Source organism: Bradyrhizobium sp. BWC-3-1, assembly GCF_032917965.1.
Classification (GTDB): Bacteria; Pseudomonadota; Alphaproteobacteria; order Rhizobiales; family Xanthobacteraceae; genus Bradyrhizobium; species Bradyrhizobium canariense_D.
The window spans coordinates 6,723,951-6,739,947 of record NZ_CP136625.1; the positions used below are offsets into that span (position 1 = coordinate 6,723,951).

At 61.1% G+C, this 15,997-nt stretch carries 18 protein-coding genes; 9 read left to right on the forward strand and 9 right to left on the reverse strand.

Translation table 11 applies throughout. The features are described 5' to 3' along the window. Positions 1 to 21: 21 nt before the first annotated feature. Entirely contained in the window at positions 22 to 1,629 is a 1,608-nt protein-coding gene (locus RX329_RS42080) for a DUF2865 domain-containing protein (RefSeq protein WP_201263199.1), read from the forward strand. A gap of 415 nt (positions 1,630 to 2,044) precedes the next feature. Here the strand turns inward: RX329_RS42080 and RX329_RS32355 are convergent, their stop codons facing one another. Continuing rightward, positions 2,045 to 2,302: a hypothetical protein gene (locus tag RX329_RS32355; RefSeq protein WP_317244817.1), complete on the reverse strand. Its 258-nt coding sequence runs from the start codon at positions 2,300 to 2,302 to the stop codon at positions 2,045 to 2,047. Positions 2,303 to 2,361: 59 nt separating this feature from the next. Between RX329_RS32355 and RX329_RS32360 the strand changes: the two genes are divergently transcribed. Together RX329_RS32360 and RX329_RS32365 are read left to right on the forward strand one after the other, a co-directional pair. Beyond that, a complete protein-coding gene (locus RX329_RS32360; RefSeq protein ID WP_317244818.1) occupies positions 2,362 to 2,934 on the forward strand; it encodes a hypothetical protein in 573 nt (190 codons plus the stop codon). Positions 2,935 to 3,231: 297 nt separating this feature from the next. Next, a complete protein-coding gene (locus tag RX329_RS32365; RefSeq protein WP_085413591.1) occupies positions 3,232 to 3,837 on the forward strand; it encodes a hypothetical protein in 606 nt (201 codons plus the stop codon). A gap of 566 nt (positions 3,838 to 4,403) precedes the next feature. On the opposite strand, the gene RX329_RS32370 is transcribed toward RX329_RS32365, so the two are convergent. After that, positions 4,404 to 4,613, reverse strand: coding sequence for a hypothetical protein (locus tag RX329_RS32370; RefSeq protein ID WP_085358220.1), 210 nt, complete (start codon positions 4,611 to 4,613; stop codon positions 4,404 to 4,406). Between the two features lie 575 nt (positions 4,614 to 5,188). Between RX329_RS32370 and RX329_RS32375 the strand changes: the two genes are divergently transcribed. Further along, positions 5,189 to 5,389 carry a hypothetical protein gene (locus RX329_RS32375; RefSeq protein ID WP_085358216.1) on the forward strand — a complete coding sequence of 67 codons (201 nt, stop codon included), beginning with the start codon at positions 5,189 to 5,191 and terminating at the stop codon, positions 5,387 to 5,389. Between the two features lie 373 nt (positions 5,390 to 5,762). On the opposite strand, the gene RX329_RS32380 is transcribed toward RX329_RS32375, so the two are convergent. The 5 genes from RX329_RS32380 to RX329_RS32400 all read right to left on the reverse strand — a co-directional run bounded on the left by RX329_RS32380 (position 5,763) and on the right by RX329_RS32400 (position 11,626). Next, complete coding sequence (locus RX329_RS32380) at positions 5,763 to 6,491, reverse strand: Crp/Fnr family transcriptional regulator (RefSeq protein WP_085358214.1); 729 nt, start codon at positions 6,489 to 6,491, stop codon at positions 5,763 to 5,765. Between the two features lie 405 nt (positions 6,492 to 6,896). Beyond that, positions 6,897 to 7,091 carry a hypothetical protein gene (locus RX329_RS32385; protein WP_085358212.1) on the reverse strand — a complete coding sequence of 65 codons (195 nt, stop codon included), beginning with the start codon at positions 7,089 to 7,091 and terminating at the stop codon, positions 6,897 to 6,899. A 1,000-nt stretch (positions 7,092 to 8,091) separates the two neighbouring features. Further along, positions 8,092 to 8,643, reverse strand: coding sequence for a DUF1269 domain-containing protein (locus RX329_RS32390; protein WP_085358253.1), 552 nt, complete (start codon positions 8,641 to 8,643; stop codon positions 8,092 to 8,094). 577 nt (positions 8,644 to 9,220) lie between these two features. Next, positions 9,221 to 11,134 (reverse strand): diguanylate cyclase, encoded by a 1,914-nt coding sequence (locus RX329_RS32395; protein ID WP_085358210.1) that lies wholly within the window; start codon positions 11,132 to 11,134, stop codon positions 9,221 to 9,223. 330 nt (positions 11,135 to 11,464) lie between these two features. Next, positions 11,465 to 11,626, reverse strand: coding sequence for a hypothetical protein (locus RX329_RS32400; RefSeq protein ID WP_161494814.1), 162 nt, complete (start codon positions 11,624 to 11,626; stop codon positions 11,465 to 11,467). Positions 11,627 to 11,786: 160 nt separating this feature from the next. Here RX329_RS32400 and RX329_RS32405 point away from each other — a divergent pair, with 160 nt between their 5' ends. Both RX329_RS32405 and RX329_RS42085 read left to right on the forward strand, forming a co-directional pair. Then, on the forward strand, positions 11,787 to 11,963 hold the full coding sequence (locus RX329_RS32405; RefSeq protein WP_161494813.1) for a hypothetical protein: 177 nt from the start codon (positions 11,787 to 11,789) through the stop codon (positions 11,961 to 11,963). A 56-nt stretch (positions 11,964 to 12,019) separates the two neighbouring features. Further along, a complete protein-coding gene (locus tag RX329_RS42085) occupies positions 12,020 to 12,616 on the forward strand; it encodes a response regulator (protein WP_410706530.1) in 597 nt (198 codons plus the stop codon). A gap of 580 nt (positions 12,617 to 13,196) precedes the next feature. On the opposite strand, the gene RX329_RS32415 is transcribed toward RX329_RS42085, so the two are convergent. Together RX329_RS32415 and RX329_RS32420 are read right to left on the reverse strand one after the other, a co-directional pair. Then, positions 13,197 to 13,781: a hypothetical protein gene (locus RX329_RS32415; protein WP_085358202.1), complete on the reverse strand. Its 585-nt coding sequence runs from the start codon at positions 13,779 to 13,781 to the stop codon at positions 13,197 to 13,199. Positions 13,782 to 13,872: 91 nt separating this feature from the next. Then, on the reverse strand, positions 13,873 to 14,046 hold the full coding sequence (locus tag RX329_RS32420) for a hypothetical protein (RefSeq protein ID WP_161494812.1): 174 nt from the start codon (positions 14,044 to 14,046) through the stop codon (positions 13,873 to 13,875). Between the two features lie 120 nt (positions 14,047 to 14,166). Here RX329_RS32420 and RX329_RS32425 point away from each other — a divergent pair, with 120 nt between their 5' ends. From RX329_RS32425 to RX329_RS32435, 3 genes are all read left to right on the forward strand, one after another. Further along, positions 14,167 to 14,646, forward strand: coding sequence for a hypothetical protein (locus RX329_RS32425; RefSeq protein ID WP_085358200.1), 480 nt, complete (start codon positions 14,167 to 14,169; stop codon positions 14,644 to 14,646). Positions 14,647 to 14,724: 78 nt separating this feature from the next. Further along, positions 14,725 to 15,324: a hypothetical protein gene (locus tag RX329_RS32430; protein ID WP_085358198.1), complete on the forward strand. Its 600-nt coding sequence runs from the start codon at positions 14,725 to 14,727 to the stop codon at positions 15,322 to 15,324. 26 nt (positions 15,325 to 15,350) lie between these two features. Then, a complete protein-coding gene (locus tag RX329_RS32435; protein ID WP_085358196.1) occupies positions 15,351 to 15,995 on the forward strand; it encodes a type VI secretion system-associated protein TagO in 645 nt (214 codons plus the stop codon). The last annotated feature ends 2 nt before the right edge of the window (positions 15,996 to 15,997 follow it).

The window sequence follows — 15,997 nt, forward strand, 5'->3', positions numbered from 1 at the left end:
GCGTCCCGCTGATCGTGCGGCATGAGTGCTGGCGCGGACATTCTCCCCTCGCCCGAGCTGCTGTCCTTCCAGCTTTTCGACTGGCTGAAGATCGGCGGCGATGAGGAGCGCGAGACGCTGCTCGCGATGATTGGCATGGCGCGGCGCCTCGCGATCGACACGTTCCTGCCGCACTACGGGCAGAGCGACTTCGATGAGCCCCGCCTCAACGCCGACGGCGTCCACATCCTGCCCGCGATCGGCGAAGCCCTGTCCGGCTATGCCGAACTAGGCCTGTTCGGCGCCAGCTTTTCGGAAGATCTCGGTGGGCTCGGCCTCTCCTTCGCGGAATCGCTCGCGCTCCTCAGCAATTTCTCCGCCGCGAACGTCTCGACCGCGGGCTATACAATGCTCGCCGTCGCCAATGCACGGGTGATCGCCACCTTCGGCACCCCGGCGCAGATCGAGCGCTTCGCCCTGCCCGAGATCGAGGGCCGCTGGTTCGGCACGATGTGCCTGTCCGAGCCGCAGGATCGAGACTCGGCGACATCCACACCCGGCGGTGCCCCGATGGCGAGGATGAGCTGGGCCCGCGCTATCGCTTCACCGGCAACAAGATGTGGATCTCGGGCGGCGATCAGGACGCGATCGAGAATATTGTCCATCTGGTGCTGGCGAAGATCGCGTCGGACGACGGCAGCCTGCCCGAGAGAAGCAAAGGCATCTCGTTGTTTATCGTCCCCAAGCTGCTGCCCGACGGCAGCCGCAACGACGTTAGCCGCGGGACACAGATTCCTGAAAAGCCAGATCGCGATTTGCGACCACGGGGACGCCGGAACTGCAAAGCATGCCGCTCAAAACGGTGGAGCTCAGGATCCGGGTCGGGACCGATCAAGGCGATTTCACATCTCGTGCTGGGCGGCCGCATCCTGGGCTCAGTTCCTCCCCATCTCCGCCCCGCTTAGGGCGCGTTCGCCGCTCACCGTGGCCGCTCCCATATGCCGCAAGGAGGCGCCGGTGGAGCATTCGTCGCGCAATCCTATTCGCCTGTCGTTGATCGCCATAGCTGTCGCGGGGACGCTCTTACCGGAGGCTAGTTCGGCCGAAAACCTGCTCGATTTCCTCTTCGGCGGCCTCCAGACTCAGCAGCAACGGCAGCAGACAGCTTCCCCGGCACCGTTGCCGCCTCGCCCTATCGCTGCCGGCTCAGGTCCCGCCTTCTGCGTGCGGAGCTGCGACGGCAAATATTTCCCGCTGATGCGCGGCGCCGTTTCGCCGGCGCAATTGTGCCAGGCGTTCTGTCCCGCCAGCCCAACTAAGGTGTTCTTCGGCTCCGGCATCGACGGCGCTCGCACCGCCGCAGGCGAACGCTACGGCGAGAGCGAGAACGCCTACACTTACCGGGCCGCCCTCCGCGCCGACTGCACCTGCAACGGCCGCGATGCCGTCGGCCTTGCACAGGTCGATTTGGCATTGGATCCGCTGCGTCCGGGGGACATCGTGGCGACCGCAGATGGGGCCATGGCTTATTCCGGCATCCGGCTCGGCGCCGAGCAGGTGCCGGATCTCACCCCGGCGGCGACTTATCCGGGATTGACGACCGAAGCGCGGGCACGGCTCTCCGACATGAAGGTCGCGCCGGGGCGGTGACCAGGCTGTTCGTCTCACCGAAAGAGCGCGTACAGAGGCGCTGTCGGAACACCTCATCACCCCCAAAGTTAGAACAATCGTAAGTAAGTAGGTTGACTGCCCGCGGTCGGCCTAAACCCGGCGGTGGGTTTGTTGTGAGTAGCGTACCCTGTCGAAGCGTATCAAGGCGTCGGCCGCGAAGTCGGAAGCCGCTCAGATGCCGGGGTTCATCAGTCCCCAATTAAGCGACCCTGAAGGTAAAGGCGCCTTCGGAAGCGCCGTGGATTCACGAGATACGGTGGCTACCATATCCAGCTCCGCGTCGATGGGCGTGATCGGCCGGCCAAGAAGACCGGCCGCTCGGCCTCGGCGGTGGAGAAGGGAAGCGCGTGGAGAAGCGTCTCGCGCGCTAGGCAGAAACGGCCGAGTAGACTTGTCAGACTCGGCCGGAGAAACGGGTGAAGGCGGTCAGCCTCTGCAGGCGCGGTTCGACGTCTCTCAGGTAGATCTCGGTCCTGAGAAACGCGATCTCATCATCCACGGCGGACTCGCCTACGTCGAGGTACCATGACTGCGGCCGGCCGTCCGTGCCGTCGCTCCAGCGATAGCCGCGGCGTTCCAGCGAATCCTTGAGTTCGAACGGCGACTGTTCGGCCCATATGCGGATGGTCTTCTTCCGCGCGGTCTCGAGCAAGAGCGCGAGCGCCGGCGCGCCTGTCTCGGCAGGACGAAGTCCCGGATCTCCAGCAGCGCGTGACAGTCGTCGACCGCGCGGTGCGCTCGGTGGAAGTAGCCGGCGCCGTTCAGCAGGTACCCGAGGTTTGCTCCGTCGAAGCGGTGCTGGCGCCACTCGACCTCCGTCGCGGAGCATGCCCACGCCTTCCGTTCGAAGACCGGCCAGCAGCGTTCGCAAAATATGCGATCAAACCCGCCGTTGTGCGCGATGACGAGGACCACGGCGTCGTCGACGAAGGCGTTCACGGCGGCCTCGTCGATTCTATGGCGGCCCACTATTTCGTGGGTGATGCCGGTAAGCGTGATCTCAGCCGAGATCAGCTCCGACGGTTCGTTGAAGGCGGAGAACGTGCCGCGGATGCCGACGACGCAACCGTCCGGGCTGTAGTCGAACTTGACCATGCCGAGCTCTATGATCTCGTCCCTGGCGTGATCGAGGCCGTCGTGTCGGTGTCCAGCAGGATGCCGGTCCGAGTTTCCCGCCCTGACGCCGGCATCGACGTCGGCTACGGCACGATGCGCCGCAGCACCCGGGAGTCCGTAGACTGGCTCAAGGCCTCGGCCATCACCGCCGGATCCGATGCGTCTTGAAACATCTCTTCTCGTGGTGAGCCGATGAGGTAGTCCCGTGAGGCCCCACAATATCGGGAGCTCCCGGCACGAGATATCTGAAAGACGAGTAATTCACGGGCTTTTCGGGAGTGTCGGTGCAGCTGCGTCGTCTTGCAGGGGTGCTCGCGCAGCGGCTGCCGAGCGCGAGCGCTACATGTGGCGCAGCCGGGCCCCTGCCAAGGCGCCGCCGCTGAGCCGTCTTCCCCGCTTGTTTAGCGCGCTGAAGGCTGGTCGAACTACGGCTCGTTAACGCTGTGGCGTGTAGGTTTGGGGGCCATGCAATACACCGACGGTTCATTCGCCGATGTGAAGTCCATCAGTCAGCAGGCCATGTGCCGGTACTGGGCACGCACGGCGGGCGATCTGCGCTTCCCTTCGCTCGACCAGTTCAGGCCGGAAGCGCGCCTGCATGATCCAAAACAACTCATCATCTGGAGCGTTGAGCGCCGGGGAGAAGGGCACACGTTTCGCGCGCTTTACCAGGGTGCCAGCGTAGGAGAGGTCTTCAATTCGAGCTGGGCCGGGAAATCGATGGAAGAGGTTCTGCCGCCGGCGTTCAAGGAGTTCGGTCTAGCCGCCGCCGAACAATGCGTCACCAGCGGCTGCGCCATCTACAACGTGTTTTCGACCTACAACAGCGGCGGCCATACGATCGATTGTGAGCGCTTGCTCCTGCCTTTGGGACGAGCGGGCCGGGTCGAGCAAATGGTTGGGTCGCTTCAACTGATCAGCATGGCGGGATCGTTCAACCGCGAGACCGTCATCCGACACTTCGAATGGAAAACGGACGTATCATGCGCCATTCGCATCTACGCTTCAGGCGGTCGCCGGCAATCATCACCATCGACGAGCGAGGAGCGGGAGGCGCATCGCACTTCTTAGCCGCATGCCGGGCTAAGGAATGGCGCGCATCGGGCGGGGCATCTCCGGACGGCTAGACAGGCCCGGGGTATGCGGCCGACCCCGGATTGTTACGGTCGCGGTGGTGGGTGATCGTTTACGATCTGCAGCTATATTTGTATCTATGGATCTCGAGTACGACCCCAAGCGCGAGGCCGCCGCGGCGATGAAGCTTGCCGCCGAAGCCGATGGGTTAGAACGGCAGAGATGGATCACCGCCGCGCTGGCGTGGTCGGAGCTCACTCGCCTACGCGGGGCTGCCGAGGACAACCTGCCGGAAGGGTGCCCCCCCGCGGCAGTTCGTTCTTGGTGCAAGGCGCAGCGCCTCCTCCCACCCCCTTCCAAACCGCTAGGATCACGTTCAGGGGGAAACGCGATGCCGCACCCGCTCACGGCATCAAATCCTCGCCGGTGAAGCCAGGACCACCGGCTGGGTACGTGAGCTTGGTCCTGGGGAAGCGTCAGTCGGCAGATCTCTCGCGCGCTGCGGCGCCAGGCTTCATCGCGTGCGCGGTGCGGCACCATCAAGAACGACACGGGTGTGGGCGTCAGGCCTCGCCGGGTCCAGAGAAAGTCGCTGCAGGCGGCGTGCGAGGCGTCGGCAGCGGCCGCTCGGTCGGTCCGGATGCCGAGGGCTGACCGCCCCTGCTGTCATACCGTTTGGCGAGATCTAGGAGACGACGCCGGGTGAACGGATCGGCTTTCTCCGCCATACCTCGGACCCTTTGGGCCAGACCTCGGTAGAACTCCTGCTCCATGACACGCCCCTCAACATCACTGCCCAGAGTTGAGTGCTGTGCGGCGACGGAGTCAAAAACGCGCGCAACAGTGCGTGACCTAATTTTTATCGGCCAGCTTGAGATCGCGATCTCGGCTGAACTAGAGTGCCGTGGCAGGGGAAAAACAGATGGCCATGCTCCATCCGGTCCGGAAGGCGTGCCCGGCGTGCGGCAAGCCGATGAAAGCTGTGTCCGACGAAGCTTCGGAACGGCCGCCGCGGTACGTATGCACCAATTGCCACGATGACCCGCTATGCGACCCCGCCGCCCGCAAGTGGGCGGACGGCCCGCTGCGCCCTCCGGAGCCGTAGGCCTTCGCTGCGCGCGGTGTTGGTGTCGAGCATGGAACGGGCTCGGCCGGATACCGTTGATGTGACGGGCCGGCGCGAATGCACGGCCCGCGTGGCTCCGCCATCAAGCCCCCCAGCCCCAAAAGGCGGGGCCACGCTCATTCTTCCCAGTCCTTCTGCAGAATTTTTCGTTGACCGTAACTTGCGTGAATCCGCGGCTGGCCGGGTTCAGGCAGAATGCTGCTTTCGCTGGGGAGACCTCCGATGTTCGATGCTGAAACCACCGCGCTTTTGCGCGCGGTTCTCGACGAAGTGTGCGAAAGCGTGTCACGCTACGAGACCTCTGCCCGCACCCACGTTGCCTCCATGATCCTCGAAGCCGCCAGCAAGGGCGAGACATCGGTTGACGGGTTGAAGCAGATCGGCAGGAGTGCGCTTCGCGAGGCGCCGGTCGTGCGGCATTGACCTGTTCTCAATCGAGCGGCGCGCGCCGAATATAGCTGAGGCGTCGGCGTAGCTTCTCGGCAAGCGCCCGCTGATCGTCAATGTGCTCTTGAATCACCTGCCGGGCTTCCTCCTCGGGGAGAGCTCAGGTACGGGCGGCGGTTCCTTGCTGGTGTCCTTGTCACGCATGCTGGCCTTACCCTTCGTCCTCGGAGTGTAGTTCAGCCTTTTTTGCGACCAGATCCGCGACCAGCTCGGCGATTCCCGTTGTCGCTATCGCGTCATTCACGCGACAAGCCATCTCGCGGTATCGTTCGATCTTGTTCTCGAATTGGATGCACTTCTCACACATGGGCCGTCCTGTTGCTCGCCGCCTCGATCCGCAGCTTCGATTCTAACCGCTTGGCGTTAGATGCAGATAGGTCCGATCGAACCCTGCCAGCTCTTTCAAGCGTTCCTGGTCGAGCAAGTTGAAGCCGGATCTGTCCGTTTCCACCAACCGTTCACCGCGCAGAGCTTGAAGGGTACGGTTCGTATGGACCACTGAAAGTCCCAAACAGTCGCCAAGATCAATTTGAGTGATGGGCAAGCTAAACTCTCCGCCGCGAGTGCGTCCGATTGCTTCAAGTCGCTCGTGCACTTCGATCAACAGGTGAGCCATTCGCTGCAGCGCGGCCCGCCGCCCGACATTCACGATCCATTCTCGGAAAATAGAACCATCGATCAGCGTCTCTCGCCACAAGGCCGCGGCCAGGTGCGGGTGTCGTGCCGTCACCTCGGTCAGCTCGGCGTGCGAAATGAACCCAAGCGTGCAAGGCGAAAGGCTGACCAGATCGTGGTCCATGATCCCGAGGTGAAGGCTTTGAAGGTCAGGTATGTCGCCCGGAATATGCAAAGAGAGGACCTGTCGCTCTCCGTCGGCGGTCGTTTTTGAGCGCGAGGCAAACCCCTCGACTATCAGGCAGCACTCGCCGGGACGATCGCCATCCGCGACGATAATTTCACGGGCGCCGAGATGCCGCTCACGAATCCGCAGGCTCTGAATGGCACGGATGTCTTCGCCATCCAGATGGTTCGACACAGCGAGTTTGGTGATGAGCGCTGACGCAAGATTTGCCGACATCGGATCACCCTCGTGCGACCTGAATGACGACGCGCCACTCCGGCCTGATAGGCGGGAGTCGCTTGAACTCTCAGCACCGGCGCCCAATGATATCTGCCGGGGATACAAAATAACTTATCAGGGATGAAGCCAGTCCTGCGAGCTCAAAACCGGCCGTTGTGGTCAGTTAAGCGCGAGCGCATTGATCCAAGTTAAGAAGCGCCGCATATTGCGTCGATCACCGAGACCAACGGCCTGGCGCCGCGGAATTTGCCGGATGTCGGTTGTCGTGAATCCGTGGGGTGCGTAGCAACTGATCCAGGCGGCTCGACAAGGACGCCAACTCAGCGGCCCGATCTTTGCGAGCATCGACGAAAACAGGTCTCTCAACCAGCTAGTCCACCGGCTTGAGCTTGATCATTCCGGTTAACGTTCTGACCTCATGTAGGGACTGACCTGGCTGACGCGGCGAAGGTCTACTCCTTCCTTGACGCTTGCTTGTTGTGTCACGCGCATTTCTTGCGTTGTGCGGTGCTCCATGTAAAGCTGCCCCGTGACCAGCACCACAGCAGAAAACGCAACAGCGAGCAGTGCAGTTGCCAGTTCCGGATGCTCGTTCATCGGTCTTCTCCCGTAGTGACTTCCGAAAAATGCGTTATGGCGGGGGACGTTCCTGCGCGGATAAGGGAGGGCCCTTCGGCCTTCCGAATGGCTAGTGCAGAACGCGCCGGCACCGCACCGAGCTTCGCTGACATGGGACGCTAACTTGAAGCATCCCATATTGTCGCCCTATCGCTGAGGCGCCGGCGTGACCGGAACGGTCGGGACTTCCTCTTGGGTTGCAGACGTCAGGCAAGAGACTCGGGAGGTCGGTTGCGGGGCAACAACCGACCCCAGCGTCTTCGCCTGAGGCGTAAAACACGGGCGCAATCGGAAGGAAGCTGCAGTTCCTGCCCGGATGTTTTTTGAATTTTTACCTATGTTATCGCGCCCACTCGCTGCGGTTGGCACGCTCTGCCGGTGGCGGGCGCCCATGAAAGAAGTGGCCTTTCACAACAGTGGGAACTTCTGACGCAATTTGCTGCGGATATCGCGGAAGAGGGGCATCGTCTTCCCGGATTAGGAAGGGTTCTGATTAAGAGAACGCTGCCAGCGGATGGCGCCCACCGAATTGATGAGTGAAAGAAAAGCGCCGGTCCACAATATCTGAGACTTCGGCATCGGAGAGGAGTTTGGTGCCCGCGCTGCTCGAAACCAATGACACGCTCGGAAAAGATGTTTACTTGCGAACCCTGTCGGGAGTTCGTGATCGTTCTACGGACATCGCCCAAGATCACGCCAGCTGAAACGCGGAGAGAGCAGTATGATCAAGCGCCTCCTTCGCCTATTTAGGCGCCCTTCGCCAGAAGAGACGGCGGGAGCTTCTGCGCGAACTGCTGCTCCATGCCGACCGGATCAAGTCTTAGAGTGATCCTACGTCAGGCCGTGCAACAGTGCTGTCCACCAATGCCGCGCTCGCAGCGGAGCGTCTGATTGCCCGCAATGGCGCGGTTGCTTCAGCACCTGAAGCCGCCCAGACTGGACGATGCCGCGCCGAACCTGCCGCGCGAGCGGGTAACGGCTAACCTGAAGCGGAACTTGCGCTCGCCCCCGGCATCGACACGTTAGAGTGCGAAAGCGCCGCCTGTAGGCGAGCTTCCTGTTCCGGCGACAGGGACGACCGGATGACCCGGCCCTTGAATCTCTTCAGTTCTTCGAGGACCTTCTCCGGCTGGACCTTGCGAACCAACACGAACAGAGCGGAGCTGTTGGGTGGTATGTTGCTTCCGACTGAACGGATGAAGTCATCATCGATGCCGTAATCCGCAAGTTTCCCGGAGAGGGCTCCCGCGCCAGCTCCCAAGGCGGCGCCAGTCGCGAGACCAAGCAGAGGGTTGAGGAACAACAGGCCGACAAGCGAACCCCACATCGCGCCCCACAGGCCGCCGGACGCGGCCCCGACTCCGACCAAATCGACGCTCTGCTTTAAGCGCAGCTTCCCATCCGGTCCCCGGGTCGCCACCACCGCATCCTCAAGATCAATGAGATATTCCTTCTGAAGCCGTGCAAGTTCGGTCAGGACGTGGTCAGCCTCGTTCGGCGTTTCGAATCCTACGACGACAAGCTCAGCCATCTTCTTCCTCCAACTGCAGCACTGATTTCTGCGGTGTGCTCTCGCACGCAAGCGCTCCGTCTCAATGATGGCGCTATCCGCCGTTCCAAAGTTCGTCGCGTGGCAAAAGCGGATGAGCATACGCGCAACTATAGGAACGACTTCTTTGGAACGACCGGAAGCTGCCGTCATTCGAGAGGTCATCAGCAAACCAGTCCAGGCAAGACGTAGGCGCTTTTCAATTGCGTGCGCCATTCGCATCACATAATTGGTGCGCATGGAGACTCCCGAAGAACTTCTGGTGAGGTTGCGACCGTTCTTGACGGCCTTGAGTCGGATGCCGGGCTGCTAGTTCCAGCGCGCTACATAGAACGCGGATTCGGCGGCACGGGCGCAATCGCAATTTCGAAGGCTGAGGTCTTCGCCCGCGCCCACGGTTGCGAGTTTGAATACAGCCGCACCGCACGACAGGGCAGGTTCTCGCGCAAATATCCGCCGGGCGGACGGGCCTAGGTTCGTCGGGCCTTCAGCACACTGAGTGCGCGCCGGAAGAGTTGCATGCGGCGCGCTTGCGCCTTGGCGGACAGGAGGGCCTCGCTCAAGCGCTCTTTGCGCCGGGCCAAGGGATAATCTGACCTGCCATCACCAGCCGATCGCGACCGCTTTCCTTTGCCGCATAGAGCGCCCGGTCCGCTGTCGCGACAAGGGCGTCTTCGGTCATGCCTTGGATGGGGGTGTTGGTGGCGCCTCCGAGGCTGACCGTGACGAGCTTGGAAGGAGCATTCAGCGCGTGCAGCATGCCGAGCTCGCGCAGCGCGTTCCGAACTCGCTCACTCATCTCGGCGCATCCGTCCGCGCCGGTGTTGGGCAGCAACAGCGCAAACTCCTCGCCGCCGTACCGAGCCGCCAGGTCGGCGGGCCTGCGAACCTGCTCGGCCAAAATCCTGCCCAGGGAGCGCAGGCAGGCGTCGCCTGCCTGGTGGCCGTATTGGTCGTTGAACTTCTTGAAGTGGTCCACGTCGATCAGTAGCAAGGAAAGTGGCTTTCCATCGCGCTTGGCCCGGGCCCATTCCTCGGCAAGGCGTTCGTCGAAGTGGCGGCGGTTTGCCAGTCCGGTCAGACCGTCGGAGGTGGCAAGCGCCGCCAGCTTGTCCTGCAGATCCTTTTGCTCCGTCATGTCGCGTGAGATGGCGACCACTCCGTCGATCTCGTTGCCGAGCGCGGACCGGGTTACCCGTAGCGCCGTCTCGACCCAGATCTCGGTCTTCTCCCGCGTGCGGGTCCGGTAGATGATCCGCGCCTCTTCGGCTTCACCTCTCTTGAGGGAGGTGATCGCCTGCTCCACTCGCGGTCTGTCCTCAGGATTGATACCGGCGAGCGCCGGCGTGCCGAGCAGCTTGGCAGGCTCCCACCCGAGAACGCGCGTGCAGGATGGCGAGACGTAAAGGATACGCTCGTCCAAGCCGATGCGCATGACGATGTCGCTCGACTGCTCGGCCAACAGGCGAAAGTCGGCCTCCTTTGCCACCAACGCCACCGCCATGCGTTGCCGTTGCGAGAGGTAGCGCACCAGAAAAAACCCGATTAGCGCGATCGCCAGCGTCAGGCCGGTGACGATGCTCATGCGCAGGGCGGCCTGTCGACGCCACGGCTCGAGAACGTCGTCCTCTGCCTTGGTGGCGACGGTCAGGATCGGATAACGGGTGCTCAGCCGATAGAAACTCAGACGTTGCCGCCCATCGAGCGGAGACTTGAAGTAGGAGACGCCGGCGTCCGGTCCCTTGTGCAAATTCAAAAAGAGCGGCGTTTTGGACAGGTCTCGTCCGACGTAGGTGCCCTGGTCGTCGCCGCTGCGCGCCAACATAATTCCGTCGACGCTGAGCAGGGACACCGCCCCGTTCGGCCCGATATCGAACTTTTTGTAGAACTCGGCGAAGTACGCGACGTCGATGCTCGTCAGCACCACACCAGCGAAACTGCCGTCCGGATGATTGAACCGTCGAGACGCGGTGATGATCCACTGACCACCCGAACGGCTTTTGACAGGTCGGCCGATCAGCGTGCCGCGATCAGACGACGCGCGGTGCTGCTGGAAGTAGTCGCGGTCGCTGTTGTTCAGGCCAGCCAGATCGACGTCCTCGGTGGTGGCCAGCCAGCGCCCCGTTTCGTCGTAAACGAAGATGCCTCGGATGCGCTTCCTGTTGTATTTGCGGGCCTGAAGAAACGTCTGGATCTTGGTCACTGCGCCGGCGCTCGTTCCGCCGACCTCCATCCGATCGACCATGCCGGCGAGGATGGTGTCCGCAAGTTCGAACATGTCCTCGGCGTGCTGCGTGAGCGAACTGGCCAGATTGGCCATATCGACTTCCGCGTTTCTCAGATCGACCTGACGGGCCTCCCATTCCCTCCATCCGCTCAGGGTGAGGATGGCAACGCAAGCCAATGCGACGAAGCCCGCGGCCCATAGCGGGACGCGAGATTTGCCCACTTCTCGGCGGCTGTTTGGCGTCAAGGCGGCTGCTCCGTTCGCAGCACGTTCCCAGCAACGTCTTAACTTCGGCTTGCCTGCGCAGCACTCGGTAGCAGGTTGGTAAATGCCTTGTTGCAGCTCGCCGGGAGCTGGCAACCGATTAGTGGGAGACCCGTCCCCGCGCTGGGAACGCGTAGGGATCGGTTGAGACGGCAGACGGCGGCGAAGCCGCTTGTCTCACCGCAAGCGTGCCGACACCCGGTTAAGGATCCGTGTTGCGGTCGGGGGTGACCATTTGCCTGGGAAGCTCGCGGACTGGGCTCCACGGCTCAGGCCGGGGCTGCGCGTCCGAGTGCGTGCTGCATCACTAGCCTAGTTTGCGGGCCGCTCTTCCGAGTCGCGCAGGCGATCGAGCAGGGATTTCAGGAAAGGCGGAAGTTCCGTCTCCAGCCCCATGATGTGCTGCAGGCGTTCTCCCACCTCCGCCGCGACGGCGCGGCCGGGTAGCTCGTCTGGGCTGACCGGATTCCTCATTGGCGCCGGCTATCCTCCTCGTCTCTGCCAACATTCGGCACAAGGAATCGTTCGGCGGGTCCGACCCGAAATGTTCACTTTTGTACATTTCGCGGGAACGAGTCGCGGACGTTGTACTTTCCTTTTGGGTGTGGGCGCGTGGTCCGTGCGTGGTGGAGACGTGGCGGGACAAGAGTATTTCAACCGGCAGGCTGCGACCCTGCTCAAATACGCGAAAGCGGTTGCCGATCCGGAGGTCGCAGCCGGCCTGGTCGAGAAGGCCGCCGACTTGAAGGAGCAGGCCGAACGACCTCGCGAGGATGCCGGTGACGAGGCGCCCGACGCCGCCGGCGGATAGTCGTTTCGGGCTGGTCGGCAATGGAGCCGTGAGTGACCGATCCCGTTCGCATTCTGGTGGCCGAGGATGAAGTCTCCATCCAGCAAATCGTCGAGGAGGCTCTCGCGGACGGCGGATTCCAGGCCGACATCGCGCCATCCGGTGAAGAGGCGCTTTCCCGCTTCCAAGACGACGGCTCCGTATATCGCGCCTTGCTCACCGATATCGGCATCGGCGCCGGACTGAATGGCTGGGTCCTTGCTCGGCGGATCCGCGAGATCGATCCGGACTTTCCGATCGTCTACATGACTGGCGGGCACTCCGACGAATGGAAGTCGCAAGGCGTGCCGAACAGCTTGGCGGAGACTCCCAATCTTCCAGGATCATCTGCCGTGAAGGCACGATTTCGATCGACAACTTCCCGTCACCACCACGGCAGAGCGGATCCCCTTCTTCGACGACTGCATAAACGGGAACGACGTCCACCACATACAGGCGGCCGTCATGGATCCTCAATTGAGACGCCATCTCCCGTACTACACGTTCCGCCGTTTCTTCTACGGGCTCGCCCGCTCGACTTCCAGCATCGTCGTACTTTGAAAACTGCCGGACGACGAAGTCTTCGAGCACTTCGGCGATTTCCGCACGGGTCAGCGTCGTTCCACGTCGAGTGAACGCGGCGAGAGCCATAAGGCAGCGTCCCCGATATTCCACGCAATCGGCGACATCGAACTGGGCACCGAACTCCGGATCCCAAGGTTCCCTCGACCATTTGGAGGTTTTAGAGATGCGGAAGGGAGCAGGCTTGACGTCGCGCTCGTTCATTGACTCGATGTCCACAGCGAGATCAGCAAACTGCAGCGTGTCGTCCTCGATCCTGCCACGCATTGCGATGTACGGGAATCTCACGGACAACTTCATGATCGAACCTCTCGTCGATTTTCGCGACCATAAGGCAGCGGCTTGCAAGAGGGAAACCTGAGCTATTTGTAGACTCGTTCGATGTGTTCGATGGACGAAGGGTTAGCTGCCCGCGCGCTGTAGCGGCTTGGAGAACTGCCGCAGGTCTGAGGGCATTGGCTCTTGGCTCGACCTGGTCGAGAGCGGATGGCGCAGCGAACCCGCTTGCCCGCCCGCATGCGTGCCAACCGGCGTTCGGCCTAGCTTGGGCGCGGTGCCCAACGAAAATATGCCCAGGCGATCTCGTCGCGATCGACGTCCCGCACGTAGCGGCCGCAACGACTCTCCTAAATCTCAAAAATCATCCGAAACCGCTCCCAAAACTGTTGTCCAATGTGGTGGAAGCACGAGCGTCCGGGGAGGAGGAACGTCGAAGGGGTCGGCTGGCTGCCATGCCGTCGACGCCCATAGCAGCCCCGCCGCGGTTAGGGCAGTTTCCGGTGGAAGGTACTTGAAGGTGCCGCCGAAGACGGAGGCTCCGTATCGACGGCTTCCACCGCCGCCGCTGGCAACAATTACCTTTCCTCCGGAAGCCATCTTGTGCGGAGGTTTCAGCGCCAGGAGCGTCGTCTCCTCATTGCCGCGGACGAAGGTCACAGTCATGCCGACGGTCATCTCCGACCCGTCATCGGCGAGCAGCTTCCATTCGGCAGGCGGAACATCGAAGTCGATCGGCAGCAGCCAGGCGTAGTGCTTTGACGATCCATCTTTGAGGATGTCCCGATGTAGATGAAAACAAAGGTTGGATTCCAGGTGATGGACGTCCAGCCGCAAGAGCCACTCATCCCGGCGGAGGCGCCCCTGGATGAAGTGCAGGATCGCACGGTCAGCGTCGATCTTTCGCGCGAATTCCGCTTCGCCGCCGTTAGTATCGCGCATATAGCCGGCGCAACAATTATTTCAACTTTGGTGGTTCTCCCTCAATGAGGAGAAGCTAGCTCATGGTGCCGATCTAGATACCATCCGCAAGCTATTCCCCAACATGATGCTGCAAACACGAACCGAGCAGAAGCGCAGGCTGCGCCGGGCGGTCGAAAAGTATCGTCATGACAAGGCGGTACTTCAAGATAGCCGAACAGAGAACAATCGCCTGTGCTTCCCGGCTGCCGTTTTCCAGCGAACGTGATGCATCTTTTGCCACCATGGCTCTAGATCAGTACGTTTCTTAGCGTGCGCCCCTCCACTAAAGCCCAACGCGCGCCGATGCATTACGGCTTGCACTCTCCCTTCGGTTGCGCTTGGATAGACGCGGGGAGGAACGGAAATGGTTGGGGAAGTTATCGGCGGCATCACAGCACTCAAGTCCGCCTTGGACCTGACAAGAGGCCTCAAGGACATAGATGACCGCGTCAGATTGAATGAAGCGCGCATGGAGCTTCAGGAAAAGATTCTCGACGCACAGCAGGCCCAGTCTGCCCTCCAGCAAAAGCTGGATGAGTTGGCTGCGGAGCTTCGCCAGCTGAAGTCTTGGGACGCAGACAAGCAGCGTTACAAGCTCACTGAGATGCGCCCCGGAGTTCTTGCTTACACTTTGAAGGAAGGCTTTGATAACGGAGAGCCGACGCATAGCTTGTGCACCAGCTGCTATCAATCAAATGTCAAATCCATCTTGGTCTCTGCAACATGGAATCCAGGCCGCTGCGACGTGCTGATCTGTAATGATTGCGGGTGGTACGGTTATCTGCGTGGCGAGGCGGACTCATCTCATAAGGATCAGCGCCCCAAGCCCTACCGCGGTGCTTGAAACCAGGAATTTGGATGGTCCCAATGATCTTCCAGCGCGTTGTGGCGGCTTCGCACTCACTTGAGGAACGACTGATCAATGAGTTGGCTTTCCGAGATATCTCACGACGGAACAAAGGTCGCGCTTTCTGCTGCAGTACTAGCCTTTGTGGCGAGTTTAACGACCGCCAGCTTCGCGTTGATTACAGGCTGGCGGCAAGGGACTTCGGCCCGCCTGTCGGCTGAGGCAGCCAAAGCGTCTGCAGACGCCGCAGTTCTCACCGCAAGAGCAGCTGGGGATCGTGCCATCGCGACCATGAGACTTCAATGGGTCCACGACCTTCGAAAAGTTCTATCGGAATACCATTCGGTTTTGGTGAGTTACGAACCGACGGACTATCGAAAGGTATCTGAGCTCGGCACTCAACTTGATCTAATGTTAAACCTTGATGAGACAGAGCAGCGTCATCTTTGGGAGGTTGCGGAAGAGGTTTTCAGAACCAAAGATAAGGACGCGCGCGTTGCGCTCGATTCGAAATTGATGGCCGCAGGCAGGGTCGTTTTGAAGAAGGAATGGAAACAGATAAAATGGGAGTTGCGCGGCAAAACTCTAAAGGAGACTGAGGGTTTAAAAGAACTTAGCCCGCAGCAGGAGCAACCAAGCGCTTTGACGCCAATCGGTGGGACGGCGCGCGCTTAGTCGAATTGGCTGACAAGGAATGAATTATGAGGTCAATGACAGCTGCCGGCTTGCTGGCGCTTTGGATCTCGGCCACATGGGGACCGCCAGCCGAAGCTCAGTTTGAAGCCCTGGCTTTCGCCGTTTGCAAGAGGATCCCTAGCGATGCAGACAGACTGAAGTGCTTCGATACGATCGGGAGAAAAGCCGAAGATCAAGACTCAAGCACCGAGCCCAACCCGGTCAAAGGTAAGTGGACGTTCCAAGAGAGCAAATCCCCGATCGATGACAGCGATCAGCTCGTTGCAATGCTCCAGGGCGAAGCCGGTGAAGCGTTGCTGATCCTCAGATGCTGGGAGAACAAATCCGAGGCCGTCTTCATCCCGCCCGATTTCGTTATTTCTGGCACGGGAAATCGCTACGACCTCCTAATCCGGATCAATGGAGATTCGCCCGCAAGTGTGGCTGGCGTCGGCAGCACGAATGGAAGGGCGATTTTTATTCCTGGCGCTCGAGACTTTATGAAATTGCTCCCGGACCAAGGCAAGCTGTTCATCAGAGCAACTGGTTTTCAAGGCAGATCCAGCGACGGCGCATTCCTCTTGAACGACGTCACTGCCGCAAGGAATCGGATCGCAGAGACCTGCCGTTGGACGACATCTAAGTCGAGCTCAATGAAGCCCGGCAAATGAGT